This window comes from Microbacterium sp. NPDC056003 (assembly GCF_042274785.1).
Classification (GTDB): domain Bacteria; phylum Actinomycetota; class Actinomycetes; order Actinomycetales; family Microbacteriaceae; genus Microbacterium.
Window position 1 is genome coordinate 44,962 of sequence record NZ_JBHJXQ010000002.1, and the last position, 25,211, is coordinate 70,172.

23 protein-coding genes are annotated in these 25,211 nt (G+C 70.3%); 18 read left to right on the forward strand and 5 right to left on the reverse strand.

Annotation, left to right across the window (positions count from 1 at the left end):
- Positions 1 to 61: 61 nt before the first annotated feature.
- Genes ACFC1W_RS09495 through ACFC1W_RS09505 form a run of 3 tightly spaced genes read left to right on the forward strand, consistent with a single transcriptional unit; the run spans position 62 to position 2,330 of the window.
- Entirely contained in the window at positions 62 to 700 is a 639-nt protein-coding gene (locus tag ACFC1W_RS09495; protein WP_375991594.1) for an ArsR/SmtB family transcription factor, read from the forward strand.
- Entirely contained in the window at positions 697 to 906 is a 210-nt protein-coding gene (locus tag ACFC1W_RS09500; protein ID WP_375991597.1) for a hypothetical protein, read from the forward strand. Before ACFC1W_RS09495 ends, ACFC1W_RS09500 begins: the two co-directional genes overlap by 4 nt.
- A complete protein-coding gene (locus tag ACFC1W_RS09505) occupies positions 903 to 2,330 on the forward strand; it encodes an MFS transporter (RefSeq protein WP_375991599.1) in 1,428 nt (475 codons plus the stop codon). The genes ACFC1W_RS09500 and ACFC1W_RS09505 overlap by 4 nt, the downstream gene beginning before the upstream one ends.
- A 6-nt stretch (positions 2,331 to 2,336) precedes the next feature.
- Here ACFC1W_RS09505 and ACFC1W_RS09510 read toward each other — a convergent pair whose 3' ends face one another.
- From ACFC1W_RS09510 to ACFC1W_RS09520, 3 genes are all read right to left on the reverse strand, one after another.
- The gene (locus ACFC1W_RS09510) at positions 2,337 to 2,585 is read right to left on the reverse strand and encodes a hypothetical protein (protein WP_375991602.1); all 249 of its coding nucleotides are present in this window, start codon (positions 2,583 to 2,585) and stop codon (positions 2,337 to 2,339) included.
- A gap of 1 nt (position 2,586) precedes the next feature.
- Positions 2,587 to 5,166, reverse strand: coding sequence for a valine--tRNA ligase (gene valS, locus ACFC1W_RS09515; protein ID WP_375991604.1), 2,580 nt, complete (start codon positions 5,164 to 5,166; stop codon positions 2,587 to 2,589).
- A 96-nt stretch (positions 5,167 to 5,262) separates the two neighbouring features.
- Positions 5,263 to 5,922, reverse strand: a complete 660-nt coding sequence (locus ACFC1W_RS09520; protein ID WP_375991607.1) for a pentapeptide repeat-containing protein — start codon at positions 5,920 to 5,922, stop codon at positions 5,263 to 5,265.
- Between the two features lie 146 nt (positions 5,923 to 6,068).
- Between ACFC1W_RS09520 and ACFC1W_RS09525 the strand changes: the two genes are divergently transcribed.
- From ACFC1W_RS09525 to ndk, 8 genes are all read left to right on the forward strand, one after another.
- Positions 6,069 to 7,685 carry an ABC transporter substrate-binding protein gene (locus tag ACFC1W_RS09525; protein WP_375991610.1) on the forward strand — a complete coding sequence of 539 codons (1,617 nt, stop codon included), beginning with the start codon at positions 6,069 to 6,071 and terminating at the stop codon, positions 7,683 to 7,685.
- Between the two features lie 34 nt (positions 7,686 to 7,719).
- The gene (locus ACFC1W_RS09530) at positions 7,720 to 8,703 is read left to right on the forward strand and encodes an ABC transporter permease (protein ID WP_375991613.1); all 984 of its coding nucleotides are present in this window, start codon (positions 7,720 to 7,722) and stop codon (positions 8,701 to 8,703) included.
- Positions 8,700 to 9,512: an ABC transporter permease gene (locus ACFC1W_RS09535; protein ID WP_375991616.1), complete on the forward strand. Its 813-nt coding sequence runs from the start codon at positions 8,700 to 8,702 to the stop codon at positions 9,510 to 9,512. The genes ACFC1W_RS09530 and ACFC1W_RS09535 overlap by 4 nt, the downstream gene beginning before the upstream one ends.
- Positions 9,509 to 11,056, forward strand: a complete 1,548-nt coding sequence (locus ACFC1W_RS09540; protein WP_375991618.1) for a dipeptide ABC transporter ATP-binding protein — start codon at positions 9,509 to 9,511, stop codon at positions 11,054 to 11,056. The genes ACFC1W_RS09535 and ACFC1W_RS09540 overlap by 4 nt, the downstream gene beginning before the upstream one ends.
- 203 nt (positions 11,057 to 11,259) lie before the next feature.
- Positions 11,260 to 14,619: an isoleucine--tRNA ligase gene (gene ileS, locus ACFC1W_RS09545; protein WP_375991621.1), complete on the forward strand. Its 3,360-nt coding sequence runs from the start codon at positions 11,260 to 11,262 to the stop codon at positions 14,617 to 14,619.
- Positions 14,616 to 15,974, forward strand: a complete 1,359-nt coding sequence (locus ACFC1W_RS09550) for a bifunctional folylpolyglutamate synthase/dihydrofolate synthase (RefSeq protein WP_375991624.1) — start codon at positions 14,616 to 14,618, stop codon at positions 15,972 to 15,974. The genes ileS and ACFC1W_RS09550 overlap by 4 nt, the downstream gene beginning before the upstream one ends.
- Positions 15,971 to 16,393, forward strand: a complete 423-nt coding sequence (locus tag ACFC1W_RS09555; RefSeq protein WP_375991626.1) for a DUF4233 domain-containing protein — start codon at positions 15,971 to 15,973, stop codon at positions 16,391 to 16,393. The genes ACFC1W_RS09550 and ACFC1W_RS09555 overlap by 4 nt, the downstream gene beginning before the upstream one ends.
- 1 nt (position 16,394) lies before the next feature.
- Positions 16,395 to 16,811, forward strand: a complete 417-nt coding sequence (ndk, locus tag ACFC1W_RS09560) for a nucleoside-diphosphate kinase (RefSeq protein ID WP_191766898.1) — start codon at positions 16,395 to 16,397, stop codon at positions 16,809 to 16,811.
- A 6-nt stretch (positions 16,812 to 16,817) separates the two neighbouring features.
- Here the strand turns inward: ndk and ACFC1W_RS09565 are convergent, their stop codons facing one another.
- On the reverse strand, positions 16,818 to 17,426 hold the full coding sequence (locus ACFC1W_RS09565; RefSeq protein WP_375991630.1) for a vitamin K epoxide reductase family protein: 609 nt from the start codon (positions 17,424 to 17,426) through the stop codon (positions 16,818 to 16,820).
- A gap of 306 nt (positions 17,427 to 17,732) precedes the next feature.
- Here ACFC1W_RS09565 and ACFC1W_RS09570 point away from each other — a divergent pair, with 306 nt between their 5' ends.
- Positions 17,733 to 20,099: an Rne/Rng family ribonuclease gene (locus ACFC1W_RS09570; protein ID WP_375991633.1), complete on the forward strand. Its 2,367-nt coding sequence runs from the start codon at positions 17,733 to 17,735 to the stop codon at positions 20,097 to 20,099.
- A 36-nt stretch (positions 20,100 to 20,135) separates the two neighbouring features.
- Here the strand turns inward: ACFC1W_RS09570 and ACFC1W_RS09575 are convergent, their stop codons facing one another.
- Positions 20,136 to 20,411 carry a DUF4031 domain-containing protein gene (locus tag ACFC1W_RS09575; protein WP_375991636.1) on the reverse strand — a complete coding sequence of 92 codons (276 nt, stop codon included), beginning with the start codon at positions 20,409 to 20,411 and terminating at the stop codon, positions 20,136 to 20,138.
- 240 nt (positions 20,412 to 20,651) lie between these two features.
- Here ACFC1W_RS09575 and rplU point away from each other — a divergent pair, with 240 nt between their 5' ends.
- The 6 genes from rplU (at position 20,652) to ACFC1W_RS09605 (ending at position 25,211) form a co-directional block, all read left to right on the forward strand.
- A complete protein-coding gene (rplU, locus tag ACFC1W_RS09580; RefSeq protein ID WP_168914039.1) occupies positions 20,652 to 20,960 on the forward strand; it encodes a 50S ribosomal protein L21 in 309 nt (102 codons plus the stop codon).
- A 20-nt stretch (positions 20,961 to 20,980) separates the two neighbouring features.
- A complete protein-coding gene (gene rpmA, locus ACFC1W_RS09585) occupies positions 20,981 to 21,238 on the forward strand; it encodes a 50S ribosomal protein L27 (protein WP_168914038.1) in 258 nt (85 codons plus the stop codon).
- A 97-nt stretch (positions 21,239 to 21,335) separates the two neighbouring features.
- On the forward strand, positions 21,336 to 22,844 hold the full coding sequence (gene obgE, locus ACFC1W_RS09590) for a GTPase ObgE (protein WP_375991640.1): 1,509 nt from the start codon (positions 21,336 to 21,338) through the stop codon (positions 22,842 to 22,844).
- On the forward strand, positions 22,841 to 23,680 hold the full coding sequence (proB, locus tag ACFC1W_RS09595; RefSeq protein WP_375991643.1) for a glutamate 5-kinase: 840 nt from the start codon (positions 22,841 to 22,843) through the stop codon (positions 23,678 to 23,680). The genes obgE and proB overlap by 4 nt, the downstream gene beginning before the upstream one ends.
- Positions 23,677 to 24,936 carry a glutamate-5-semialdehyde dehydrogenase gene (locus ACFC1W_RS09600; RefSeq protein WP_375991645.1) on the forward strand — a complete coding sequence of 420 codons (1,260 nt, stop codon included), beginning with the start codon at positions 23,677 to 23,679 and terminating at the stop codon, positions 24,934 to 24,936. Before proB ends, ACFC1W_RS09600 begins: the two co-directional genes overlap by 4 nt.
- A gap of 53 nt (positions 24,937 to 24,989) precedes the next feature.
- A complete protein-coding gene (locus ACFC1W_RS09605) occupies positions 24,990 to 25,211 on the forward strand; it encodes a hypothetical protein (RefSeq protein ID WP_375991647.1) in 222 nt (73 codons plus the stop codon).

A 25,211-nucleotide genomic window follows, 5' to 3' on the forward strand; every position in this document is an offset into this window, starting at 1 on the left:
GCAAAAAAGATGTTGCAAAGAAGTGCTTGCAAAGAAGTCTTTGCATGGCTACTCTGAACGCATGGCAGAGAACGAGACCAGCGACCAGGCCGAGGCCATGGCGCGAGCCGAGCAGCGCCACAACGAGGACCGTGTTCTCGACTCGGGCGCTCTTCGGGCGCTGGCGCACCCGCTGCGCGTCAAGATCTACGACATCCTCAGCCAGTACGGCCCGCAGACCGCCAGCTCCCTGGCCGAGCGGCTGGGGGAGTCGAGCGGCGCGACCAGCTATCACCTGCGCGCACTGGCCAAGCACGACCTCATTCAGGAGGCCGCCGACCGCGGCACAGGCCGCGAGCGCTGGTGGGAGCGTCCCGTCGGCGGAGTCTCGTTCGCGAGCCCCGACGCCATGACGACGCCCGCCGGCCGCGCTGCCACGCAGGTCGTGATGAACGAGTTCCTGCGCAACCGCAACGACCAGCTCCTCGAGTTCGTCAACCGCGGCATCGGCGGCGAAGACGAGATGTGGCAGGAGGGGACGCTGATCTCCACCGCCACCGCCCGGCTCACTCCGGAGCAGAGCAAAGAGCTCGCGCTCAAGATCATGGCCCTGATCGACGAGGCCGTGGACAACTACCGCAACCAGAGCGGCGAGAACGTGCGGCCGGTCACCATCCGCGCCGACCTCTTCCCGCTCCCCGAAATTGGAGGACAGTCATGACCGCTCTCACTGCATCGCACGCCGTCGTCCGCACCACCGGATTCGAGCGGATGCTGCTGACCACCGCCGCCGGCCTCGACCGTTTCGTCGCGACCCGCCTCGCGCGCCGAGGCACGAACGACGGCCCTCGTGCCGCGCAGACAGCCGCCGGCGACACCCGCTCGGACGCGCTGGCCATGGGCGCCGTGGGGATGCTCCCGCGATGACCGGCACCGTGAACACGGCGGACCAGACCGAGGGGGCCGGGCGCAAGGGCCGGCCCCCTCAGCCTGTCGCCTCATCGGGCGGGCGACCCGCCGCGAAGCCTCGACTGGGCGCCGACTTCGGCAAGCTCTGGACCGCGGCGGCCTTCAGCAACCTCGCGGACGGTGTGGGCCGCGTCGCCGTTCCGCTCATCGCCACCACGCTCACCCGCGACCCTCTCGCGATCGCCGCACTCGGGGCGCTCGCGTTCGTGCCGTGGCTGGTGTTCGGACTGCCCGCGGGCATGATCGTCGACCGCTACGACCGTCGGCGCATCATGGCGCTCGCCAACGCGTTGCGCGGCCTGGCGGCCGTCGGCCTCGCGTTCCTCACGGTGACGGGGGCGCTCGACATCTGGTGGCTCTTCGCGGCAACCCTCGTCTTCGGGTTCGGCGAGACGCTGTTCGACAACGCCACGAACGCGATCGTCCCGTCGCTCGTCGAGCGTCGCTGCCTCGATCGCGCGAACGGATTCCTGCAGGCCGCGCAGATCACCATCGACAACTTCATCGCCACGCCGATCGGCGGTGTGCTGTTCGCCGTGTCGCTCGCGCTCCCTCTCTGGGTGGGCGCGGCGGGCTACCTCATCCCCATCGCCCTCGCCGTGATGCTGCCGCTGTCGGCCGCCCGTCCGCTGCGCGATGCCCCGGCGGCGCAGCGACAGGACGCCCCGGAGCCGGCGGCCGCCGTCGTCGCCGGCGAACCGCTCGCCGCCGCCGAGGGTCCCGCCGAGCAGGCTGCGGAGCGGGCGAACCCCGCCGTCTCGTCGGCGGCCGGCGAGAGCGTCTCAGCCCGCGAGGCGATCTCGTACCTGTGGCATCACCGCTTCCTCCGGTCGATGGTGGTCTTCACCTCGGTCGTCGGTTCGGCGTTCTCGTTCGCCCAGGCCCCCACGATCCTCTACTTCCTCGACGAGCTCGCCGTCGCGCCGGCCGCCATCGGCCTCGTGACCGCCGGCATCGGACTCGGCGCCCTCGCCGGCTCACTCGTGGCGTCCACTCTGGTGGAGCGCTTCGGCCGGGGCCCGGTCATGCTCGGTGCGAACATCGTGGCCGCGGCATCCCTCGCCGCCGTCTGGGCTGCACCCGAGGTCGTCACCGGAACGATCGCCTACGGCCTGATGGCGTGCGCCGTCTCGGTGTGGAACGTTCCGTGGGGTGCACTGCGCCAGGCGATCGTACCTGGCCACCTGTTCGGCCGCGTGCTCGGGATCATCCGCACCTTCACGTGGGGACTCTTCCCGTTCGCCACGCTGCTCGGCGGCTGGGTGGCGCGCTATGACCTGCGTCTGCCCTATGTGATCGCCGCGGTGGCGACGCTGCTCGCCGCGCTCATCGCTTCGAAGCTGCTCCTCGAGGCGTCGAAGCACAGCGAGCCCGAGGAGTAGTGCCGATCAGCCGAAGCCGTCCTCGGGGTCGTTGCGCGCGAAGGCCTCGCCGTTCTCGTCGAGCGACACGATGATGCCGGTGTCGAGTTCGGCGATCGGCCTGCCCTCGAGCCACGTCAGCGTCCACCGGGGGCGTGGCTGACCGAGCTGATCTGCGGGGATCGTGGCGTCCACCGCCTCGATCTCGCCGCGCAGCGCCGCCGGCACCGACTTCGGAGGCTCGTCGCCCGAGGTCCAGCGTGTGCCGAGCTGCATGTCAGGCCTCCTGGGGCGTGAGTTCGATGTCGGTGACGGCGAGCTCGCCGGCCTCGGCGTAGACGATCTCGGCGATGCGGCCGACCGCCTTGAGGTCGCCTTCGGCGAGACGGAGGGCGTCGAGGGATGCGGCGGGCCCGGCGATCGTCACCCGCGTCACGGGCGTCTTCTGCGAGGCCTTCGCCTCCGTCTTCGCGCGGCGGATGCCGATGAGAGCCTCGCCGACGACCTTCAGCACGGCGGTGTCGCCCTCGATCCCGAGCGGCTCGGGCCAGGCCGAAGTGTGCACGGAGCCCTCGTTGAACCACGACCACGCCTCCTCGGCGGCGAACGCGATCACCGGTGCGAAGAGTCGCAACAGGGTCGAAAGGGCGGTCCGCAGCGCGAGTGCCGCGGACGCCTGGCCCACGTCGGTCTGGTTGTAGGCGCGCTCCTTGACCAGCTCGAGGTAGTCGTCGCAGAACGTCCAGAAGAACGATTCCGTCACCTCGAGGGCGCGGGCGTGGTCGAACGACTCCAGCGCCGTGGTCGCGTCGCGCACCACGGCGTCGAGCGTCGTGAGCATGGATGCGTCCAGCGCGTGCGTGACCTGTGCACCTTCGGGTACCGGGAACGACAGCACGAACTTGGCTGCGTTGAGCACCTTGATCGCGAGACGCCGTCCGATCTTGATCTGCGTCGGGTTCTGAGGGTCGAAGGCGGCGTCGGTGCCGAGGCGACTCGACGCCGCCCAGTAGCGCACGGCGTCCGAGCCGTGCTGGACGAGGATGTCGGCGGGCGTGACGACGTTGCCCTTCGACTTCGACATCTTCTTGCGGTCGGGATCGACGATGAACCCCGAGATCGCAGCATCCGTCCAGGGCGCACGGCCGTCCTCCAGCGCACTGCGCAGCATCGTCGAGAAGAGCCACGTGCGGATGATGTCCTGACCCTGGGGGCGCACGTCGAACGGCGCCACGAGGTTCCACAGCTCGGGATCGCGCTCCCAGCCGCCGGCGAGCTGCGGGGTCAGCGAAGAGGTCGCCCACGTGTCGAAGATGTCGGCCTCGCCGTCGAAGCCGCCCGGCACACCGCGCTGGTCCTCGCTATAGCCCGAGGGCACATCGGTCGTCGGGTCGACGGGCAGAGAGGCGGCGTCGGGCGTCAGCACCCGGGTGTAGTCGCGATCGCCGTTCTCGTCGAGTGCGTACCAGACCGGGATCGGCACGCCGAAGAACCGCTGGCGCGACACGAGCCAGTCGCCGGTGAGCCCGTTGGTCCAGTTCTCGAATCGCACCCGCATGAAGTCGGGGTGCCACGAGACCTCGCGGCCGAGCGCGATCAGCTTGTCTCGGAGTGCTTCGTCGCGCGCGCCGTTGCGGATGTACCACTGACGGGTCGACACGATCTCGAGCGGCCGGTCGCCCTTCTCGTAGAACTTCACGGCGTGGGTGAAGGGCCGGGGGTCGCCCTCCATCTCGCCCGATTCCTGCAGCAGCTCGACGATGCGCTTCTTCGCGCTGAACACCGTCTTGCCCGCCAGCTCCGCGTAGGCGGCCTTGGCGGCATCCGTGGCGATCGCGTCGGGTGCCTCGGCCATGACGCGGCCGTCCTGGCCCAGGATCGTGCGGTTGGGCAGGTCGAGCTCGCGCCACCAGATGATGTCGGTGACGTCGCCGAAGGTGCAGATCATCGCGATACCCGAGCCCTTGTCCTGCTGGGCGAGCGGGTGAGCGAGCACGGGCACCTCGACGTCGAACAGCGGGGTGCGCACGGTGGTGCCGAAGAGCGGCTGGTAGCGCTCGTCGTCGGGGTGCGCCACGAGCGCCACGCACGCCGGGAGCAGCTCGGGACGCGTCGTCTCGATGTGGACGTCGCCGGAGCCGTCGGTCTTGTGGAAGGCCACCCGGTGATACGCGGCGGGCTGATCGCGGTCCTCGAGCTCGGCCTGGGCGATCGCCGAGCGGAAGTCGATGTCCCACAGCGTCGGCGCCATCGCCTGGTAGGCCTCGCCCCGTTCCAGATTGCGCAGGAACGCCAGCTGGCTGGTGCGCAGGGTGTCGTCCGAGATGGTGCGGTAGGTCTGCGTCCAGTCGACGCTGAGTCCGAGCGTGCGCCACAGCGCTTCGAAGTGCTTCTCGTCCTCGACGGTGAGCTTCTCGCAGAGCTCGATGAAGTTGCGGCGGCTCACCGGCACCTGGTCTGCGGCGCGGCTGCTCTTGTTGTCACCGCCCTCGAACGGGGGCGTGAAGCCGGGGTCGTACGGCAGCGACGGGTCGCAGCGCACGCCGTAGTAGTTCTGCACGCGACGTTCGGTCGGCAGGCCGTTGTCGTCCCAGCCCATCGGGTAGAAGACGGTCTTGCCGCGCATGCGCTCGAAGCGCACCTTCACGTCGGTGTGCGTGTAGCTGAACACGTGGCCGATGTGGAGACTTCCCGACGCAGTGGGCGGGGGAGTGTCGACCGAGAAGATGCCGGCGCGGCCGACCTCGGCGGCGCGGATGCGGTCGAAGAGGTAGGTGCCCTGCTCTTTCCAGGCGGCATCCCACTTGCTTTCGAGACCCTCGAGTGCGGGCTTGTCGGGAATCAGCGCGTCGGCCATGGGTCTCCTCGTGCGATATGTGCGGCACTGTGTGAGCGTGCCTGAGTGTGGGTTGCCGCACGATTCTACCGGGTCGGCATGCCGAGTCCGGTCTCGTCAGTCCTGGACGTCGATGGCGAGCGCCGCGGCGAACGCCGACGCGAGCTGCTCGACCTGCCGCGGCGTCAGGGTCACCCGGCGCAGCGATGCGACGTCGAGGTAAGCCGCGGCGTCGAGCCCTCGGAGGTCCACGCTGTCGGCGCGCATGCCGTGGGTGTCGACCTCACCGGCCCGGGTGTTCTCGAAGCGCACGCGCGTGAGGGTCGCCTGCGGCAGGTCGAGGGTCTCGATCGCGCAGTCGGCCACGAGCAGATCTTCGACCTTCGCCCCGCCGAGGGAGAGATAGTCGATGCGGATGCCGCGCAGCTCGACCTCGTCGATGCCGGCCGCTCCCAGATCGAGGGTCCCGATGCGTCCTCCGGTCAGCCGCACGCGCCGGAGTCGCGCGTCGGCGCCGCGAACGCTCGTCGCGCGCAGCGCGTCGAACTCCACATCGACCAGGGTCGCTCCGGTCAGGTCGAGACGATCGACGGATGCCGCGGTCACCATGCACTCGGTGAGCGCGGCGTGCGAGGCATCCACCTCCCCGGTCAATCCGCCGATGCTCACCTGAAGATGATCTCCCCGCCGCTCGAGTCCGCGGACATCGGAGAACTCGCGGGGGAGATCGGGCGCAGAGACGCGCGGAGGCTGCGGGTAAGCCGGGGGACGAGCCATGCGACGACGCTATCGAAAGGCCCGGACGACGCGCGGGAGCCGCCGTCGCGGGGCGGGAACAATCGCGGCGGGGGATGCGTTTATCGACCGCGTCCACAAACCGATAACGTAGAGACATCCCCGTCTCAGACTTCCCGAGGTCCGCCATGCCCGTTTCCCTCCTCCGCCGACGCCTGGCCGTCGCCGCCGCTCCGCTCCTCGCCGCGCTCGTGCTCAGCTCGTGCGCGGCCGCCACCGACGACGCCGGCGACGACGGCGGTGAGGTGGTGTGGGCGATCGAGGGCGCCAACCTGTCGGCCGGCCACATGGACCCGCAGACGAGCCAGCTCGACGTGTCATCGATGGTGCAGCGCGCTGCGCTCGATTCGCTGGTGTTCCAGGAGGCGGACGGCTCGTTCTCGCCGTGGCTCGCCGAGAGCTGGGAGATCGAGGACGACGGCGCCTCCTACGTCTTCACGCTTCGGGACGACGTGACGTTCCACGACGGCGAGTCCTTCGACGCGGCGGCCGTGAAGGCGAATTTCGACCGCATCGCCGACCCCGAAACCGCATCGGCCCAGGCGGCGAGCATGCTCGGCGGTGAGTTCTACGCGGGCACCGAGGTCGTCGACAAGCACACGGTGCGCGTCTCGTTCACGCAGCCGTACTCGCCGTTCCTGCAGGCGGCGAGCACCGCATTGCTCGGGTTCTACTCGCCGGCGGTCCTCGAGGAGTCGGCCGATCAGCTCAAGGCGGGCGGGCCCGGCATCACCGTCGGCACGGGGCCGTTCGAGCTCACCGAGTACACGCCCGACCAGGAGATCGTCTACACGCGCAACGACGACTACGCATGGGGACCGCACGATTCCGGCGCGGCGCAGTTCGAGACGCTGCGCGTCGAGATCCTCCCCGAGGCGTCCGTTCGGGTGGGGGTCGTCGAGAGCGGCGAGGCCGACCTCGCCAGCCAGCTGCCCCCGAACCTGGCCGCCGACCTGGACGACTCGCTCACCGTCGACTCGAAGGAGTACCCGGGTCTTCCGTACTCGCTGTACCTGAACGAGAAGCACGGCGTGTTCGCCGACCAGAAGGTGCGCCAGGCGTTCGCACGGGCCATCGACATCGATACGGCCGTCGACGAGATCTTCTTCGGCCAGTTCCCCCGCGCGTGGTCGGTGCTCGGTTCCACGACGCCGACGTACGATGCGTCGCTGGAGGGCTCCTGGCCGTTCGACGCCAGCGCGGCCGACGCGCTCCTCGACGACGCCGGGTGGACCGAGCGCGACGCCGAGGGCTATCGCACCAAGGACGGCGAGCGCCTCTCGGCCCGCTGGATCGCCTGGACGCCCGTGCCGGACGACCGAGCCGCACTCGCCAACGCGATTCAGTCCGACCTCAAGGCTGTCGGCTTCGAGGTCGTGCGCGAGGTGCTCGAGCCCGGCGCGTACAACGAGCAGTACGGTCCGAAGACGTTCGACCTGACCGACTGGGGCTTCTCCGGAGTGGATCCCGATCTGCTGCGCAGCCACCTCCACACGGAGGGATTCCAGAACGCCTCGCAGGTGAGCGACGCCGACCTCGACGCGCTCCTCGAGCGAGGGGTGGCGACGGCCGACACCGCCGAGCGCGGTGAGATCTACGGCGAGGTTCAGCAGTGGAACGCCGAGCACGTCGCCATCGTCCCGCTGTACAGCCCGTCGCTCATCACCGCCGTCGGCGGCACGGTGGAGGGGCTCGCCTACGATCTGTACGGGCGCCCGCTGTTCTACGACGTCAGCGTCGGCTGACCCGGCGCCCGGGAAGGGCAGGGCGCGGCACGAGATGACGGCACGGCGGGAGAGTCTCGCGCGCCTGGCAGCGCGAGCCGCGGGGATCGCGGCATCCATCCTCATCGTGCTGTGGGGAGCCGCCACCGTCGCCTTCCTGGCGCTGCGGATCATCCCGGGCGACCCCGTCGAGGTCATGCTCGGCCCGCAGGCGCAGCTGAGCGACGCGGTGAAGGACGCGATCCGCGCCGAGCTCGGCCTCGACCGCCCGCCGCTGGAGCAGTACATCGGCTACCTCGGGCAGCTGCTGCGCGGCGATCTCGGCGAGTCCTATCAGCTGCGGATGCCGGTCACCGAGGTCATCGGCCGTCAGCTGGGCGCCACACTGCAGCTCTCCGCACTCGCCCTGCTGATCGCCGTGGCGGTGGCGTTCGCCGTGGCGCTGCTCGCGCGCGGCCGGGCGTCGCGCAGCATCGTCGCAGGCGTCGAGCTGGTGATCCTGTCCTCGCCGGTCTTCTGGATCGGACTGCTGCTGCTGAGCGTCTTCGCGTTCGGCCTCGGGTGGTTCCCCGTGGCGGGGTCGCGCAATCCCGCGACCATCGTGCTCCCGGCCGTCACGCTCGCCCTGCCGATCGCGGCGCTCCTCGGCCAGGTGCTCCGCGACGGTATCGAGGCCGCCGAGCGTCAGCCGTTCGCCACGACCGTGCGCGCCCGCGGCGCCGGGCCGACGTGGCTCACCCTCCACCACACCCTTCGGCACGGCGCCACCGGCGCACTCACGCTCGCTGCCTACCTCGTGGGGTCGCTCCTCGGCGGTGCGGTGCTCGTCGAGACCGTCTTCGCCCGCCCGGGGCTCGGCCGCGTCACCCTCGCAGCCATCACCGACCGCGATCTCCCCGTGATCACGGGCATCATCCTCCTGAGCGCGGTCGTCTTCGTCATCGTCAACCTCGTCGTCGAACTCACCTATCCGCTGCTCGACCCGCGGCTGCGGCGCGCACCGGGCACCGGCGTCGCTCGAGAGCAGGTGGTCGCATGAGCGCGTCCCGACGGATCGGGATGATCGTCGCTCTCGTCGTGCTCGCGGCGATCGCCGCGGTGGCCGTCGCGCCTCAGCTCTTCGCCACGCACGACCCTCTCCAGACCGACGTGCGCGCCGCTCTGCTTCCCCCCAGCGCCGAGCACTTCTTCGGCACCGACCAGAGCGGCCGTGACGTCTTCTCGCGCGTCGTCTACGGCACGGGCCGATCGGTCGGCATCGGCGTCCTGGCGACAGCCCTGGCGTTCGCGGTCGGCCTGACGGCCGGTGCGCTGTCCGGCGTGGCCCCGCGCGTCGTGGACGCCGTCGCCATGCGGGCCACCGACATCCTGCTGGCCTTTCCCGAGTTCCTCATCGCCCTCGTCGTCGTCGCCGTGCTCGGACCCGGGCCGGTGAACGTCGCGATCGCGGTGACGATCGCCGCCGTCCCGATCTACATCCGCCTGGCGAGGGTGCAGACCCGCTCGCTCCGGCTCGCTGAGCACGTCGAGGCGGCGCGCATCCTCGGTGTCTCGGCGCCAGTGGCGTTCACCCGTCACGTCGTCCCCGGCGTCGTGGGGGCGCTGAGCGTGCTCGCGACCATCGGCATCGGCTCGAGCATCCTCGCGGCCGCCGGGCTCAGCTTCCTCGGCCTGGGACCGACCGAGCCGAGCCCCGAGTGGGGCCTGATGCTCGCCGGCGGGCGCAACGTGATCGGGCAGGCGTGGTGGGTGTCGGCGTTCCCGGGTGCCGCGATCACGCTCACGGTGATCGCGGCGACGATCGTGGGCCGCGTCCTGCGCGCCCGGGCGGAGGGGCGCACACGATGAGCGGATTGACGGTGCGCGGGCTGGGTGTCTCGATCGGCGACCTGCGAGCCGTCGACGGCCTCGACCTCGAGGTGGCGCCGGGGGAGTGCGTCGCGATCATCGGCGAGTCCGGCGCCGGCAAGTCGCTCACCGCCCGCGCGCTGCTCGGGCTGTCTCCGGCAGGAGCCACAGTGCGCGCGGATGCACTCGACATCGACGGTGTCGACGCGCGCGCCCTGAGCGAGCGGGCCTGGCGACGGCTGCGCGGATCCCGCATCGCCCTCGTCTCGCAGGATGCGCTGGTGTCGCTCGACCCGCTGCGCCGCGTGGAGACCGAGGTCGCCGAGCCCCTTCGCCTGCATGGCGAGCGGATGCCGCGCCCCGCGCTCCGCGATCGCGTCCACGCCCTCCTGGCGGAGGTCGCCATGCCCGAGCCCGCCCGGCGCGCACGGCAGTATCCGCATGAGCTGTCCGGCGGACTGCGGCAGCGGGCGCTCATCGCCTCGGCGCTGGCCGGCGCGCCGACGATCCTGGTCGCCGACGAGGCCACGACCGCGCTCGACGCCACGGTGCAGGCGCGCATCCTCGCCCTCCTGCGTGACATCGCCGACCGCGGTGTCGCCGTCGTGTTCATCAGCCACGACTTCTCGGCCGTGCGCGGTGTCGCCGATCGCGTGCTGGTGATGCGCGACGGACGCGTCGTCGAGCGCGGCGCGACCGAGGCGGTGTTCGGGGACCCGCAGCATCCGTACACGCGCAGTCTGGTCGCCGCCGCCGCGCACGAGCCGCGGCCGACCTCGGGCGAGGAGGCACCCGCACGCCTCCGCGTGCGCGGGCTGTCCAAGGCGTTCGACGTTCCGGCGGCCGTCGACGTGAGCTTCGCCGTGGCCCGCGGACGCACCCTGGGCATCGTGGGGGAGTCGGGGTCGGGCAAGACGACCGTCGCCCGCATGATCGTGGGCGTCGAACGCCCGGATGCCGGCGAGGTCCTCCTCGACGGTGAGGTCCCGACGGCGGCGGCACTGCGCCGGATCCAGCTCGTGCACCAGAACCCCGCCGGCGCCCTCGATCCCCGCTGGCGCATCGGCCGGTCGATCGCCGAGGCGCTCGAGGCCGGCGGTGTGCCTCGCGCGGCCCGGCGGCAGCGGGCGCTCGAGCTGCTCGCCGAGGTGGAACTCGACCCGGTGCTGGCCCGCCGACGCCCGTCGGAACTCTCGGGAGGGCAGCGTCAGCGCGTCGCCATCGCCCGGGCGCTGGCGGCGGACCCCGAGGTGCTCGTGCTCGACGAGCCGGTCTCGGCTCTCGATCCCCTCGTGCGCGAGCGCGTCCTCGCCCTGCTGGCGCGCCTGCAGCGCGACCGCGGGCTGACGCTCGTCTTCGTCTCGCACGACCTCGATGTCGTGGCGGCCGTGGCCGACGAGGTCCTCGTGATGAAGGACGGCGTCGTGGTCGAGCAGGGTGCGACCGCGGAGGTGTTCGCCGGGGCGCGGCATCCGTTCACGCGCGAGCTGCTCGCCGCGGCTCGCTCGCTCCCGCCGCGTGCGCAGGGTGCGGCACCCGCGTAGACTCTTCGCAGCAGCATCGATCCGGCCATCACCGGGGAGCTCTCGGAAGAACAGGACTCCGGTCCCCACTAGAACCGAGCGGGTCAGGCCCGTCACAGCCGCAGTGAGAGTGGGGTCCCGCCGTTCGGCGGGGGTCACGCGGGGTGGTACCGCGGCTCGTAAGGGTCGTCCTCGCAGGAAGCATCGCAACCTGCTGGAGTGACATGACCTACCCCAAGTCCTCGTTCGGACCCGCCGCCGACTCCGTCGTGCCGAGTCCGCGCTTCCCCGAGATCGAGCGCGACACGCTGGCGTTCTGGCAGTCGGACAACACGTTCCGCGCATCCATCGCGCAGCGTGAGGGCGCCGAGGAGTGGGTGTTCTACGACGGCCCGCCGTTCGCGAACGGGCTGCCGCACTACGGTCACCTGCTCACCGGCTATGCCAAGGATCTGTTCCCGCGCTTCCAGACGATGCGGGGCAAGAGGGTCGACCGCGTGTTCGGGTGGGACACGCACGGCCTGCCCGCGGAGCTCGAGGCGATGAAGCAGCTCGGCATCACCGAGAAGACCCAGATCGAGGAGATGGGCGTCGCGGCGTTCAACGCGAAGGCCCGCGAGTCGGTCCTCGCCTACACGCGCGAGTGGGAGGACTACGTCACCCGTCAGGCGCGCTGGGTCGACTTCGAGCGCGGCTACAAGACGCTCGACCCGTCGTACATGGAGTCGGTGCTGTGGGCGTTCAAGACGCTGCACGACAAGGGACTCGCGTACGAGGGGCACCGCGTGCTGCCGTACTGCTGGCGCGATGAGACGCCCCTGTCCACCCATGAGCTGCGCATGGACGACGACGTCTACAAGATGCGCCAGGACCCCTCGGTCACGGTGACGTTCCCGCTCGTCGGAATGAAGGCCGAGGCCCTCGGACTCACCGGCGTGCGCGCGCTGGCGTGGACGACGACGCCCTGGACCCTGCCGACGAACTTCGCCCTTGCGGTGGGTCCCGACATCCGCTACGTCGTGCTCCCGGGTGGCCCGGCCGGCGCCGCTGATGTGCATCACACGCCGGACGGACGCGCCGACGAGCTCGCCGAGGCGTACGCGCACAGGTACCTCCTCGCCGAGGAGCTGCTCGCCGGTTACGCGAAGGACCTCGGTTACGAGAGCGCCGAAGCGGCACGCGAGGCCGTCGTCCAGACGGTGATGGGCTCCGAGCTCGAGGACGTGTCCTACGACCGACTGTTCGACTACTACGCGGATGCCGAGATCTGGGGCACCGGGACCGCCTGGCGCATCCTCGTCGACGACTACGTCACGACCGGCGACGGCACCGGAATCGTCCACCAGGCCCCGGCCTACGGCGAGGACGACCAGCGCGTCACCGAGGCAGCCGGCATCCCGCTCATCATGAGCCTCGACGACGGCGGACGGTTCCTGCCGCAGGTGACCGATGTCGCCGGCGAGCTGTGGATGGATGCCAATCGCCCGCTGATCCGCCTGCTCCGTCAGCAGGGCCGCCTGTTGCGCGAGGCGAGCTACGAGCACTCGTACCCGCACTGCTGGCGGTGCCGAAACCCGCTCATCTATCGCGCGGTGTCGAGCTGGTTCGTGCGGGTGACCGACATCAAGGACCGCCTGCTCGCGAACAACGAGCTGATCACCTGGGTTCCCGAGAACGTCAAGCACGGCCAGTTCGGCAAGTGGCTCGAGGGCGCGCGCGACTGGTCCATCAGCCGCAACCGCTACTGGGGTTCGCCGATCCCGGTCTGGAAGAGCGACGACCCCGAGTACCCGCGCGTCGACGTGTACGGCTCGCTCGAGGAGATGGAGCGCGACTTCGGCCGCCTCCCGCGCAACGCGGACGGCGCCGTCGACCTGCATCGTCCGTTCATCGACGAGCTGACCCGCCCGAACCCCGACGACCCGACGGGCGCGAGCACGATGCGCCGGATCGAGGACGTCTTCGACGTGTGGTTCGACTCGGGCTCCATGCCCTACGCGCAGGTGCACTACCCGTTCGAGAATCAGGAATGGTTCGAGGAGCACTCGCCCGCCGACTTCATCGTCGAGTACATCGGGCAGACCCGCGGCTGGTTCTACGTGATGCACGTCCTGTCGACGGCGCTGTTCGACCGTCCGGCGTTCACCGGGGTGTCGTGCCACGGCATCGTGCTGGGCAGCGACGGGCTGAAGATGTCGAAGTCGCTGCAGAACTACCCCGATGTCAGCGAGGTGTTCGATCGCGACGGGTCGGATGCGATGCGCTGGTTCCTCATGGCCAGCTCCGTGCTGCGCGGCGGCAACCTCGTCGTCACCGAGGAGGGCATCCGCGCCGGAGTGCGCGAGTTCATGCTGCCGGTGTGGAACGCCTGGTACTTCTTCGCGACCTACGCCAACGCGTCCGGACCCGACGGTTATGAAGCGACCTGGCGCACCGACTCGACCGACGTGCTCGACCGCTACATCCTGGCGCTGCTGGGTGACCTCGTGCGCGACGTCGCGGTCGACCTCGAAGGCCTCGACTCGACGCTGGCTGCGGCCAAGCTGCGGGACTTCGCGGAAGCGCTGACCAACTGGTACATCCGCCGCTCGCGCGACCGCTTCTGGGTCGGCGTGACCGATGACCCGACGAGCCGTGAGGCGTTCGACACCCTCTACACGGTGCTCGAGACGCTCACCCGCGTCGCCGCACCGCTCATCCCGCTCGTCTCGGAGCGGGTGTGGCAAGGGCTGACCGGCGGCCGCAGCGTGCACCTGCAGGACTGGCCCGATGCCGCGGCGTTCCCGGCGGCCGACGACATCCGCACCGCGATGGACGCTGTCCGCCAGGTGTCGAGCGTCGCCAACGCGTTGCGCAAGAAGGAGGGCAAGCGCGTGCGCCTGCCGCTGGCGAAGCTGACGGTGGTGGTTCCGGATGGCGCCTCCCTCGCACAGTTCGACGGCATCCTGCGCGACGAGCTCAACGTCAAGGCCGTCGAGCTTGTCGAGCTCGATGGCGGGGTCGCGGAGCGCTACGGCATCAGCAAGCGCCTGTCGGTCAACGCCCGCGCGGCGGGGCCGCGTCTGGGGAAGCAGGTGCAGCATGTCATCTCGGGTGCCAAGGCCGGTGTGTGGGAGGAGGTCGACGGCGTGGTCGTCGTCGACGGCATCGCCCTGCAGGAGGGCGAGTACGAGCTCACCCTGGAGGCCGGCGGAGTCGACGAGGGCACCGCGATCGCGCTGCTCGCGGACGGCGGTTTCGTGCTCCTCGATACCGCGACGACGCCTGAGCTCGAAGCGGAGGGCCTGGCCCGCGACGTCATCCGCGCCGTGCAGGACACCCGCAAGGCGGCAGGGTTCGACGTGAGCGACCGCATCCGGCTCGAGCTCGCGTTCGACGACATCGACGATCGCGTAGGCGTCGAGACGGCGTTCGCCGTGGCGGACGTCGCGGGGGAGACGCTCGCAGTCGAGCACGCCCTCTACGGGCCGCGCGGCAGCCTTCCCGACACCGATCCCGACCACACGGCCGAGTTCCCCGCGGGAACGTTCGCGAACCGCGGAGCGTTCGCGGTCTCCGTGACGAAGGTGGAGGCATCCGCATGAGTGATCGCGATGTGAGTCGCGCCGACGCGGTCTACGCGGCGCTGCTGGAGCGGCAGGGGGAGCGATGGGTGCAGCCGCGCGTCGAGCGCACCCGCCGTGTGCTGGAACTGCTCGACGATCCGCAGAAGACCTACCGCGTCGTGCATGTGACGGGTACGAACGGCAAGACATCGACCAGCCGCATCATCGAGAGCCTGGTGCGCGCACACGGGCTGCGGACGGGGCTGTTCACGAGCCCGCACCTCGCGCGCTTCACCGAGCGCATCATGGTCGACGGCGAGCCCATCGCCGACGGGGGCGTCGCTGACGCGTGGGACGAGATCGAGCCCTTCGTGGCCCTGGTCGACGCCGAGCTCGAGGCCGCGGGCGACGCGCCGCTGACGTTCTTCGAGCTGCTCACGGTGCTCGCCTTCGTCGCCTTCGCGGACGCCCCGATCGATGTGCTCGTGCTCGAGGTCGGCATGGGCGGATCGTGGGACTCGACCAACACCGCCGATGGCGATGTCGCCGTGTTCACGCCGATCGACATCGATCACGCCGACCGGCTCGGCGACACGATCGCCGACATCGCAGCGGTGAAGGCGGGGATCATCAAAGACGGAGCCGCCGTCGTCTCGGCGCGCCAGGATCCCGCTGCCGAGCGAGTGCTGCGCGACGCGGCCGCTGCGCACGGCGCCAGCATCGCGTTCGAGGGCGAGGACTTCGGTCTCGCCGAGCAGCGGCTCGCCGTCGGCGGGCAGCAGATCACCGTGCGCGGCCTCGCCGGCACGTACGACGAGGAGTACCTCCCGCTGTACGGCGGACACCAGGGCTTCAACGCAGCACTCGCGATCGCCGCCGTCGAGGCGCTCATCGGCGGCGCCTCGCAGGCGATCGCCGCCGCCGTCCTCACCGAGGGACTCGCACAGGCGACCGCCCCCGGCCGCCTGCAGCTCATCGGGATCGCGCCCACCGTCCTCGTCGACGCCGCCCACAACCCGCACGGTGTGCGGGCCCTCGTCGCCGCGCTGCGGGAGTCGTTCGACTTCGACGAGTGGGGCGTCGTGCTCGGGGTGCTGGGCGACAAGGATGCCGCAGGGATCATGGCGGAGCTGGCACCGGTGGCCACCCACGTCTTCGCGACCGCGCCGGCGTCGGAGCGCGCCGAGCACGCCGACCGACTCGCCGATCTCGCGGAGTCGCACGAGCTGCCCGTCACCGTCTACGACGACCTCGCGCAAGCCGCGGAGGCCGCGCGGGCGTGGGGAGCCGACTCCGAACGCCGTGCCGTGATCATCGCCGGGTCCGTCGTGCTGGCGGGCGAGGCGATCACCCTGGCCGACGCCGAGGACTGGAAGAGCGGGTGGGAGGCATGACCGGCACCGCCCCCCAGCAGCCCGCCCGCCGCGCCCGCGGTGCCGCGGAGTCGCTCGCGTCGATCGTGCTCGCGTTCGAGTCGATCATCGCGTTCCTCGGCGGGCTGGTGATCTACGGCCTCAAGGCCCTCCCCGAACCCATCGAGCCGTGGTGGGGCATCGTCGCGGGATCCGTCGTCGCCGTGCTGATGATCCTCACCGGCCGGTTCGTGCGCTATCCCTGGGGCATCGCCTTCGGGTGGGTGCTGCAGTTCGTCGTCGCACTCGGCGCCTTCCTCGTTCCGGCGCTCGGGCTGGTGGCACTCATTTTCGGCGGGATGTACGCGTATGCGACGATCAAGGGGGCCCAGCTCGATCGGCGCAACGCGCAGCTCGCGGCCAACCCCCCACACGAAGCCGGAACGGCGAACGGAGACTGACATGGCCACCGAAGAGACCCTCGTCCTGGTCAAGCCCGACGGCGTGGCGCGCGGCCTGACCGGCGCGATCCTCGCCCGCATCGAGGCGAAGGGGTACTCCCTCGTCGACATCCGCCTGGTGGAGCCCGACCGCGGCACCCTCGAGCGGCACTACGCCGAGCACGAGGGAAAGCCGTTCTACGAGCCGCTCCTCGAGTTCATGATGTCCGGTCCGTCGGTGGCGATCCGCCTCGCCGGGAACCGCGTCATCGAGGGCTTCCGCTCGCTCGCCGGCACGACCGACCCGACCACGGCCGCGCCCGGCACCATCCGCGGCGACCTCGGCCGGGACTGGGGCCTCAAAGTGCAGCAGAACCTCGTGCACGGCTCCGACAGCCCCGAGTCGGCCGCGCGCGAGCTGGCGATCTGGTTCGCCTGATCCGGCTCAGCCGGGGAAGATGCGCTGGAGCGCGTCCAGCTGCACCTGCGCGATGACCGCGATGACGGCGTAGCTTCCGACGGCGAGCAGCGGGAGCCAGCCCATCAGGCGCTCCGACGCCGAGCGCACTCCGGCCGGCACCGCCACGATGCCCGAGCGCAGGATGTGCAGGGTCACGGCGTAGAACGTCGGGATCGTGATGACCCAGGTGACCATGCACCAGGGGCACAGCGTGCCGAGCTCGAAGATGCTCTGGCTGATGAGCCAGATCACGAAGCCGAACGCGAAGATCATCCCCAGCTCGAAGAGCCACCAGAACCAGCGGGCGAACCGCGCGCCGGCGAGGATCGCGACGCCGACCACGATCGGGGCGACCCACCCCGCAAGGCCCAGGATCGGGTTCGGGAACCCGAACACACTGCCCTGCCATGACCCGAGGTTCGCGGTGCACTGCACCAGCGGGCTGAAGTCGCACGACGCGATCGCGTCGGGATCGGCGAGCAGGTGCAGTCGCTCCATCGTGAGCGCGAAGGCGGCGATCCACCCGATCACACCGGCGATGATCAGCCAGACGGCCAGGCCGGTGGGGCGGGTGTGGGTCTGGGCGCGCGGCATGCCTCGGATTATGGCATCGGAGGATGAGCGGATGCCGCGCGCCGAGCCGTGGGAAATCCCCGGCGTGGCGTCGGCGAGCAATCGGCGGGCGAAAGTGCGATAATGGTCGTCGATGCCCCGCGGCCGCGCCGCGACCCGCATCACCAGAAGACTTCAGGGCGACGAATGCCCTTGGCAGCGTGAGCTCCCGCCGCATGAGCCGGGATCCCGTTGCAGACCGAGTGAGTTCGCGGCACCGCAGGTGCGGCACCGCAAGAGATTTCGCCGGGCGGCGCGCGGTGCCGACCCGCAGGGAGTAAGCCAGTGATGGCCGATGGAACAGATGCAGACCTCAACCCCCAGAACGAATCGGATGCCGCGCTAGCGCCGGATGCTGCGGACACCGCGGCGACCGACGCGGCGAGCGACCCGACCGATCTCGCGGAGGCTGAGGCCGAAGCCGTGATCGAGGCCGTCGAGGTCCTCGAAGAGGGCGGCGCAGCGCCCGTCACGGACGACGGCGCCACCGAGGCGGCGCCGGACGCCGGCGCGGCCGACGCGGAGGCGGACGCCACGAGTGCGCTCGAGGCGCCGGTCGAAGCTGAGGCGACGACCGAGCCGGAGACCCCCGGGGAGCCCGAGCCGGAGGCTCCGCTGACCGCGGTGGGCCTCGGACTCCTGCCCGAGGACTTCGTGTCCCAGGTGTCGACACAACTGCACTTCTACGCACCCGAGATCGCCTTCCTGCCTCCGGCGCCTGACGAGGAGCGCGAGCGCGACTCCGAGCAGTCGTCCGGATCGACGCGGCGTCGCAGTCGCCGCCGCGGGGGAGAGGGCCGCGACGAGGCATCCGCTCCGTCCGAGCCGGCGCAGCCGCGCCAGCGCGCCGTCGAGCTCATCACAGAGCCGCAGCGCATCAAGGGCTCGACGCGCCTCGAGGCCAAGAAGCAGCGCCGCCGTGACGGCCGAGAGGCCGGCCGCCGTCGCGCGGTCGTGACCGAGGCGGAGTTCCTCGCACGCCGCGAGGCCGTCGACCGCGTCATGATCGTCCGCTCCAAGAACGGTCGCATCCAGATCGCCGTGCTCGAAGACAACGTTCTCGTCGAGCATTACGTCGCGCGCAACCAGGACGCCTCGCTGATCGGCAACGTGTATCTCGGTCGCGTGCAGAACGTGCTGCCGAGCATGGAGGCCGCGTTCGTCGACATCGGCCGCGGCCGCAACGCCGTGCTGTACTCCGGCGAGGTCGACTGGGACGCCGTGGAGACCGGCAACCAGCCGCGCCGCATCGAACTCGCGCTGAAGTCGGGTGACAAGGTGCTCGTGCAGGTCACGAAGGACCCCGTGGGCCACAAGGGCGCCCGGCTGACGAGCCAGATCTCGCTGCCGGGCCGTTACCTCGTGTACGTGCCGGGCGGAGCCATGAACGGCATCTCCCGCAAGCTCCCCGACACCGAGCGCGCGCGTCTCAAGAAGATCCTCAAGGAGGTGCTGCCGGAATCGTCGGGCGTCATCGTCCGCACCGCCGCCGAGGGCGCCACCGAAGACCAGCTCACGCGCGACGTGCAGCGGCTCACCACGCAGTGGGAGCACGTCAGCAAGCAGGTCCAGACGATCCAGGCGCCGGCGCTGCTGCACTCCGAGCCCGACCTCCTCGTCAAGATCGTGCGCGACGTCTTCAATGAGGACTTCACGCGCATGCTCATCCAGGGCGAGGACGCGCACCAGACCATCACGAAGTACGTCGAGAGCGTCGCGCCCGACCTGCTCGAGCGCGTGGTGGCCTACGAAGGCGACCGCGACCCGTTCGACGAGTTCCGTGTCACCGAGCAGATCGAGAAGGCGCTCGACCGCAAGGTCTGGCTGCCGTCCGGCGGCTCGCTGGTCATCGATCGCACCGAGGCGATGACGGTCGTCGACGTCAACACCGGAAAGTTCGTCGGCTCGGGTGGAAACCTCGAAGAGACCGTGACGAAGAACAACCTCGAGGCTGCCGAGGAGATCGTTCGCCAGCTGCGGCTGCGCGACATCGGCGGCATCATCGTCGTCGACTTCATCGACATGGTGCTCGAGTCCAACCGCGACCTGGTCCTGCGACGCCTGGTCGAGTGCCTCAGCCGCGACCGCACGAAGCACCAGGTCGCCGAGGTCACCTCGCTCGGCCTCGTGCAGATGACGCGCAAGAAGCTGGGCCTCGGGCTGCTCGAGACCTTCAGCGAGCCCTGCGAGGTGTGCGCCGGCCGCGGCGTGATCGTGCATCACGATCCCGTCGTCAAGCACCGCGGCGCGCAGTCGTCGGGCGGTGCGCCGTCGGGTCGCCGCTCCCGCGGCGGAGGCGGCGCCCAGCAGCAGGCCACGGGCGGCTCCAACGGCACGCACGTGATCACCGAGGGCGTCAAGTCTGCGCTGGCGCAGATCGCCGCGTCGACGATCCACCACCACGACGAGGTGCCGGCAGACGAGCCGGCCGCGGTCGAGGCGCCGGCGGAGCGGCCGAAGAAGGCGCGCAAGAAGCGCGGCGACGCGGCCAAGACGAAGACCAAGGCGCCCAAGACCGAGAAGGACATCCTCCTCGATTCGGTGCTCGAGGCGCTTCCCGAGCCGAAGGCCCCGGGGCAGGGCCGGTCGCGCCGTCGCGTGACCACGGCCGCCCTCACCGGCACGCCGGTGTCGCACACGCCCTCCGAGGACTGATCTCGACGACGCGCCGTCCGCCTGCTCCGAAGAGGGTCAGCGGCCGGCGCGTCGTTCCCGCGCCGTCACGCGGAGTCCTGACGCGATGAGCCGCCGCACCAGTTCGTGGCCGTCGACGTGCTCTGCACCCGCGGCGACGAGTCTGGCGTGGGCGTCATCGGGCACGTCGTAGTGATCGCGGTCGAAGCCGCGGCGGGGGATGCCGTTCGCCGCGGCGAACGCGTGCAGCTCGTCGAGATCGCTGTCGCTCACGAGGTGCGCCCACAGCCTCCCGTGGGCGGGCCATCGCGGATTGTCGATGAGGATCGCCACCCCGAGATCATTTCACGACGGATGCCGCGACACGGTTCGGTCCGCTTTTGGCGTTGGTCGCGGCATCCGGTAAAGTAGTCCTTTGGTGCGTCCCGTTTCGCAGGATATGGCGATGCTCGACAGGCTCAGCAGCCGGCTGGAGCCGTCGCTCCCGCACCAGGACTTCCTCTTCTCGCAAGAGCAGAGTCTCGCAAAGACAACCGGAGCCGTGCGCTCCAACTCAGTAGAAACAGGTGTGAAGTGGTTTACGCAGTTGTGCGCGCCGGTGGCCGACAGGAGAAGGTCGAGGTCGGCACGATCGTCGTTCTCGACCGCCAGGCCGCGAAGATCGGCGACAAGATCGAGCTGCCCGCCGTCCTGCTCGTGGACGGCGACGCTGTCACGACCGACGCCGACAAGCTCGCCAAGGTGACCGTCACCGCCGAGGTTCTCGGCGAGGAGCGCGGCCCGAAGATCGTGATCCAGAAGTTCAAGAACAAGACCGGCTACAAGAAGCGCCAGGGGCACCGCCAGGACCTCACGCGCGTCAAGGTCACCGGCATCAAGTAAGTCCAGGAAGAGACGCAGAGATGGCACACAAAAAGGGCGCAAGCTCCACCCGTAACGGTCGTGACTCCAACGCTCAGCGACTGGGCGTGAAGCGCTTCGGCGGCCAGCAGGTCCTCGCCGGCGAGATCATCGTCCGTCAGCGCGGCACCCACTTCCACCCCGGCGCCAACGTCGGACGTGGCGGCGACGACACGCTGTTCGCCCTCGCGGCGGGCGCTGTCGAGTTCGGTCAGAAGGGCGGCCGGAAGGTCGTCAACATCGTGGCCGCCGCGGAGTAATCCTCGGAGTACGCACACTCGAGGAAAGGGGCGGGCTTCGGCTCGCCCCTTTCCCTTTACTCTGGGGCCCACCCAGACCGCTCGTGAGGGGGAACGCATGGTCACATTCGTGGATCGTGTGACGCTGCATCTGCGCGCCGGCAAGGGCGGCAACGGCTGCGTTTCCGTGCGCCGTGAGAAGTTCAAGCCGCTGGCCGGTCCCGACGGGGGGAACGGGGGGCACGGCGGCGACATCGTGCTCGTCGCCGACCCCCAGGTGACGACCCTGCTGTCCTACCACCACTCGCCGCACCGCTCCGGCGGGAACGGCGGGTTCGGCATGGGCGATCACCGCTCCGGTGCGGCGGGGGAGTCGCTCGAGCTCCCGGTGCCCGTCGGAACGGTGGTGAAGGACCCCTCGGGCGACACGCTCGTCGACATGATCGAGCCAGGAATGCGCTTCGTCGTCGCGCCCGGTGGCTTGGGCGGTCTCGGCAATGCGGCGCTGGCCAACCCCAAGCGCAAGGCCCCGGGCTTCGCGCTGCTCGGCACCCCCGGGTGGGAGGGCGACGTCCAGCTGGAGCTGAAGACCGTCGCCGACGTCGCCCTGGTCGGGTTCCCCTCGGCGGGCAAGTCGAGTCTCATCGCGGCCGTCTCCGCGGCGCGCCCCAAGATCGCCGACTACCCCTTCACGACCCTGCACCCGAACCTCGGTGTCGTGCAGGCCGGTGACGTGCGGTTCACCGTCGCCGACGTTCCCGGTCTCATCGAGGGCGCGAGCGAGGGCAAGGGCCTGGGCCTCGAGTTCCTGCGCCATGTGGAGCGCTGCACCGCGCTCGTGCACGTCCTCGACTGTGCGACCCTCGATCCCGGTCGCGACCCGTTGAGCGATCTCGATGTCATCCTTGCCGAGCTCGGCGCGTACCCGGTGCCCGAGGGCCAGACGCCGCTCCTCGAGCGTCCGCAGCTCGTCGCACTGAACAAGGTCGATGTGCCTGAGGCGAAGGACCTGGCCGACCTCGTGCGGCCGGAACTCGAAGCCCGCGGGTTCCGCGTGTTCGAGATCTCCACCGTCAGTCATGCGGGGCTGCGCCAACTCACCTTCGCGCTCGGCGAGATCGTCGCCGAGCACCGGATCGAGCAGGCCAAGACCCCTGCGCCCGAGCGCATCGTCATCCGCCCCAAGGGCTCCGAGAAGGAGTTCTGGATCCGCGTCGAGGGCGGCACCTACGGCAACATCTACCGGATCCTCGGCGAGAAGCCGGTGCGCTGGGTTCAGCAGACCGACTTCCAGAACGAAGAGGCCGTCGGCTACCTCGCGGACCGGCTCGAGAAGCTGGGCGTCGAGGACGAGCTGTTCCGCGCGGGTGCGACCCCCGGCGCGACCGTCGTCATCGGCGAAGGAGACGGCATCGTCTTCGACTGGGAGCCCTCGCTCAAGTCGGTCGCCGAACTCGCGACCGCCCCGCGAGGCACCGACCCGCGCCTGGTGCAGAGCAGCCGCCGGACGACGGCCGAGCGTCGCGAGCGGTACCACGACATGATGGATGCCAAGGCTGAAGCCCGCGCCGAACTCGAGGCCGAGCGCCGTGCAGCGAAGGACTGGAGCGCGGAGGGCGACGAGTGACGCTGGAACGCCGCGACCTGCCGCAGGCGCGCCGGGTCGTCGTCAAGGTCGGCTCCTCCTCGATCAGCGGCGACAACGCCCAGAAGATCGGTCCGATCGTCGACGCCCTCGCGGCCGCCTACGGTCGTGGTGTCGAGGTCGTCCTCGTATCTTCGGGCGCCATCGCCACCGGCATGCCGTATCTCCAGCTCGATGAGCGCCCGAGCGACCTGGCCACTCAGCAGGCCGCGGCCGCCGTGGGCCAGAACGTGCTCATCTACCGCTACCAGGCGGCACTCCGCGCGTTCCGCATCGTCGCGGGCCAGGTGCTGCTGACGGCCGGCGACCTCGAGAACCCCACGCACCGCTCGAACGCACGCCGCGCCATGGAGCGCCTGCTCGGGCTGCGGATCCTGCCCATCGTCAACGAGAACGACACCGTCGCCACGCACGAGATCCGCTTCGGCGACAATGACAGGCTCGCCGCGCTCGTCGCGCAGCTGGTCGGTGCCGACGCGCTCGTGCTCCTGAGCGATATCGAGTGCCTCTACACACGGCCGCCGGACGAGCCCGGCGCGACGCCGATCACCCGCGTCGCCTACGGCGACGACCTGCACGGGTTCGAGTTCGGCTCGGTCGTGGTCAACAGCGTCGGCACCGGCGGTGCGGCGACCAAGGTCTCGGCCGCGCGGCTGGCCGCGGCATCCGGCATCGGCGTTCTCGTCACGAGCGCCGACCTCGTCGACGACGCTCTCGCGGGCGCCGAGATCGGCACGTGGTTCCAGCCGAACCCCGAGCCGACCGCGGCACCGGCGACCGGACCGGTGCGCACCGCCGTCGATAAACTGGTGGGATGACCACCACCGCCACGACTGCCCGCGAGCGGATGCTTCTCGCCAAGGAGGCCTCCCGCAGTGTCGGGCTCCTCACCGACGCCGCCAAGCGCGACGCCCTCGAGGCGATCGCTCGGGCGATCGAGAGTGCCGCCGGCGACATCGTCGCCGCGAACGTCGAGGACCTCGAGCGCGGGCGCAGCACCGGACTGTCGGTCGCGCTGCAGGATCGCCTGCGGCTCGACGAGCCGCGCGTCGCCGCCCTCGCCGCGGCGGTCAGGGAGGTCGCCGAGCTGCCCGACCCCGTCGGCCGCGTCCTCGACACCCGGACCCTGGCGAACGGCGTCGCGCTGACGAAGGTGGCCGTGCCGTTCGGGGTCGTCGGCTCGATCTACGAAGCGCGCCCGAACGTCACCGTCGACATCGCCGCACTCGCGCTGCGGTCGGGGAACGCCGTCGTCTTGCGTGGCGGAACGGCCGCTGAGCGCACGAACGCCGCGCTCGTTCGGGCGATGCGCGGCGCCCTCGCCGATCAGGGCATCGACCCCGAAGCGATCCAGACCGTCGACGACTTCGGACGAGAAGGCGCGCGTGAGCTGATGCAGGCCCGGGGCATCGTCGACGTGCTCGTGCCGCGGGGGAGCGCCCAGCTCATCGAGACAGTGGTCACGGAGTCGTCCGTCCCGGTCATCGAGACCGGTGCCGGCGTCGTGCACATCGTGCTCGACTCGACCGCGCGACTCGACTGGGCGCGTGACATCGTCGTGAACGCCAAGACGCAGCGTCCGAGCGTGTGCAACTCCGTCGAGACCGTACTGGTGGTCAAGGATGCCGCAGCCCGGCTGGTTCCGCCGGTCGTCGAGGCATTGCGCGACTCGGGCGTCACGGTGCACGGTGACGAGACCGTGTCGGCGCTGGCGTCGGACGTCGTCCCGGCGACGGACGAGGACTGGTCGACCGAGTACCTGAGCCTCGACATCGCCATGCGCGTGGTCGACGACCTCGACGAGGCGCTCGACCACATCCGCCGCTACTCAACCCACCACACCGAGTCGATCATCACAGACGACCCCACTCACGCCGAGCGCTTCCTGGCGGAGGTCGACTCGGCCGTCGTCATGGCCAACGCCTCCACCCGCTTCACCGACGGCGGCGAGTTCGGCTTCGGCGCCGAGGTCGGTATCTCGACGCAGAAGCTGCACGCACGGGGCCCGATGGGCCTCTCCGAGCTCACGAGCACGAAGTGGCTGGCGCGGGGCGTCGGACAAGTGCGCGACTGACCGCCTAAACTGACATACAGCCTGTGCCCGCAGGCGAATGGAACGGAGCACGAATGACCATCGCCACGATCGTCACCCTCGCCGCGGAAGCCGAGCACCACGGCAACGTCGCCCTCGAGACCGTCTGGTACGGCATCGTCGCGATCTGCGTCTTCGGCGCTCTGGCCGTCGTGACGCTGTCGTACCGCAACGTCGCCAACCGCCACTCGCACAAGGCCGAGGCTTACGCGCGCGCTCACGCCAACGACGTCCAGCACGTGGGGCACGGCCACTAG

Bases quoted from the DNA above. Each gene is read 5' to 3' on its own strand.
- ACFC1W_RS09565 (WP_375991630.1), bottom strand. From the start codon at position 17,426: ATGCCGCGCGCCCAGACCCACACCCGCCCCACCGGCCTGGCCGTCTGG.
- ACFC1W_RS09535 (WP_375991616.1), top strand. From the start codon at position 8,700: ATGAGCGCGTCCCGACGGATCGGGATGATCGTCGCTCTCGTCGTGCTC.
- ACFC1W_RS09600 (WP_375991645.1), top strand. From the start codon at position 23,677: ATGACCACCACCGCCACGACTGCCCGCGAGCGGATGCTTCTCGCCAAG.
- ACFC1W_RS09525 (WP_375991610.1), top strand. From the start codon at position 6,069: ATGCCCGTTTCCCTCCTCCGCCGACGCCTGGCCGTCGCCGCCGCTCCG.
- ACFC1W_RS09555 (WP_375991626.1), top strand. From the start codon at position 15,971: ATGACCGGCACCGCCCCCCAGCAGCCCGCCCGCCGCGCCCGCGGTGCC.
- ACFC1W_RS09550 (WP_375991624.1), top strand. From the start codon at position 14,616: ATGAGTGATCGCGATGTGAGTCGCGCCGACGCGGTCTACGCGGCGCTG.
- obgE (WP_375991640.1), top strand. From the start codon at position 21,336: ATGGTCACATTCGTGGATCGTGTGACGCTGCATCTGCGCGCCGGCAAG.
- ACFC1W_RS09500 (WP_375991597.1), top strand. From the start codon at position 697: ATGACCGCTCTCACTGCATCGCACGCCGTCGTCCGCACCACCGGATTC.
- ACFC1W_RS09520 (WP_375991607.1), bottom strand. From the start codon at position 5,922: ATGGCTCGTCCCCCGGCTTACCCGCAGCCTCCGCGCGTCTCTGCGCCC.
- ACFC1W_RS09605 (WP_375991647.1), top strand. From the start codon at position 24,990: ATGACCATCGCCACGATCGTCACCCTCGCCGCGGAAGCCGAGCACCAC.
- ACFC1W_RS09530 (WP_375991613.1), top strand. From the start codon at position 7,720: ATGACGGCACGGCGGGAGAGTCTCGCGCGCCTGGCAGCGCGAGCCGCG.
- valS (WP_375991604.1), bottom strand. From the start codon at position 5,166: ATGGCCGACGCGCTGATTCCCGACAAGCCCGCACTCGAGGGTCTCGAA.
- ACFC1W_RS09495 (WP_375991594.1), top strand. From the start codon at position 62: ATGGCAGAGAACGAGACCAGCGACCAGGCCGAGGCCATGGCGCGAGCC.
- ileS (WP_375991621.1), top strand. From the start codon at position 11,260: ATGACCTACCCCAAGTCCTCGTTCGGACCCGCCGCCGACTCCGTCGTG.
- ACFC1W_RS09510 (WP_375991602.1), bottom strand. From the start codon at position 2,585: ATGCAGCTCGGCACACGCTGGACCTCGGGCGACGAGCCTCCGAAGTCG.
- ACFC1W_RS09540 (WP_375991618.1), top strand. From the start codon at position 9,509: ATGAGCGGATTGACGGTGCGCGGGCTGGGTGTCTCGATCGGCGACCTG.
- ACFC1W_RS09570 (WP_375991633.1), top strand. From the start codon at position 17,733: ATGGCCGATGGAACAGATGCAGACCTCAACCCCCAGAACGAATCGGAT.
- ndk (WP_191766898.1), top strand. From the start codon at position 16,395: ATGGCCACCGAAGAGACCCTCGTCCTGGTCAAGCCCGACGGCGTGGCG.
- rpmA (WP_168914038.1), top strand. From the start codon at position 20,981: ATGGCACACAAAAAGGGCGCAAGCTCCACCCGTAACGGTCGTGACTCC.
- ACFC1W_RS09505 (WP_375991599.1), top strand. From the start codon at position 903: ATGACCGGCACCGTGAACACGGCGGACCAGACCGAGGGGGCCGGGCGC.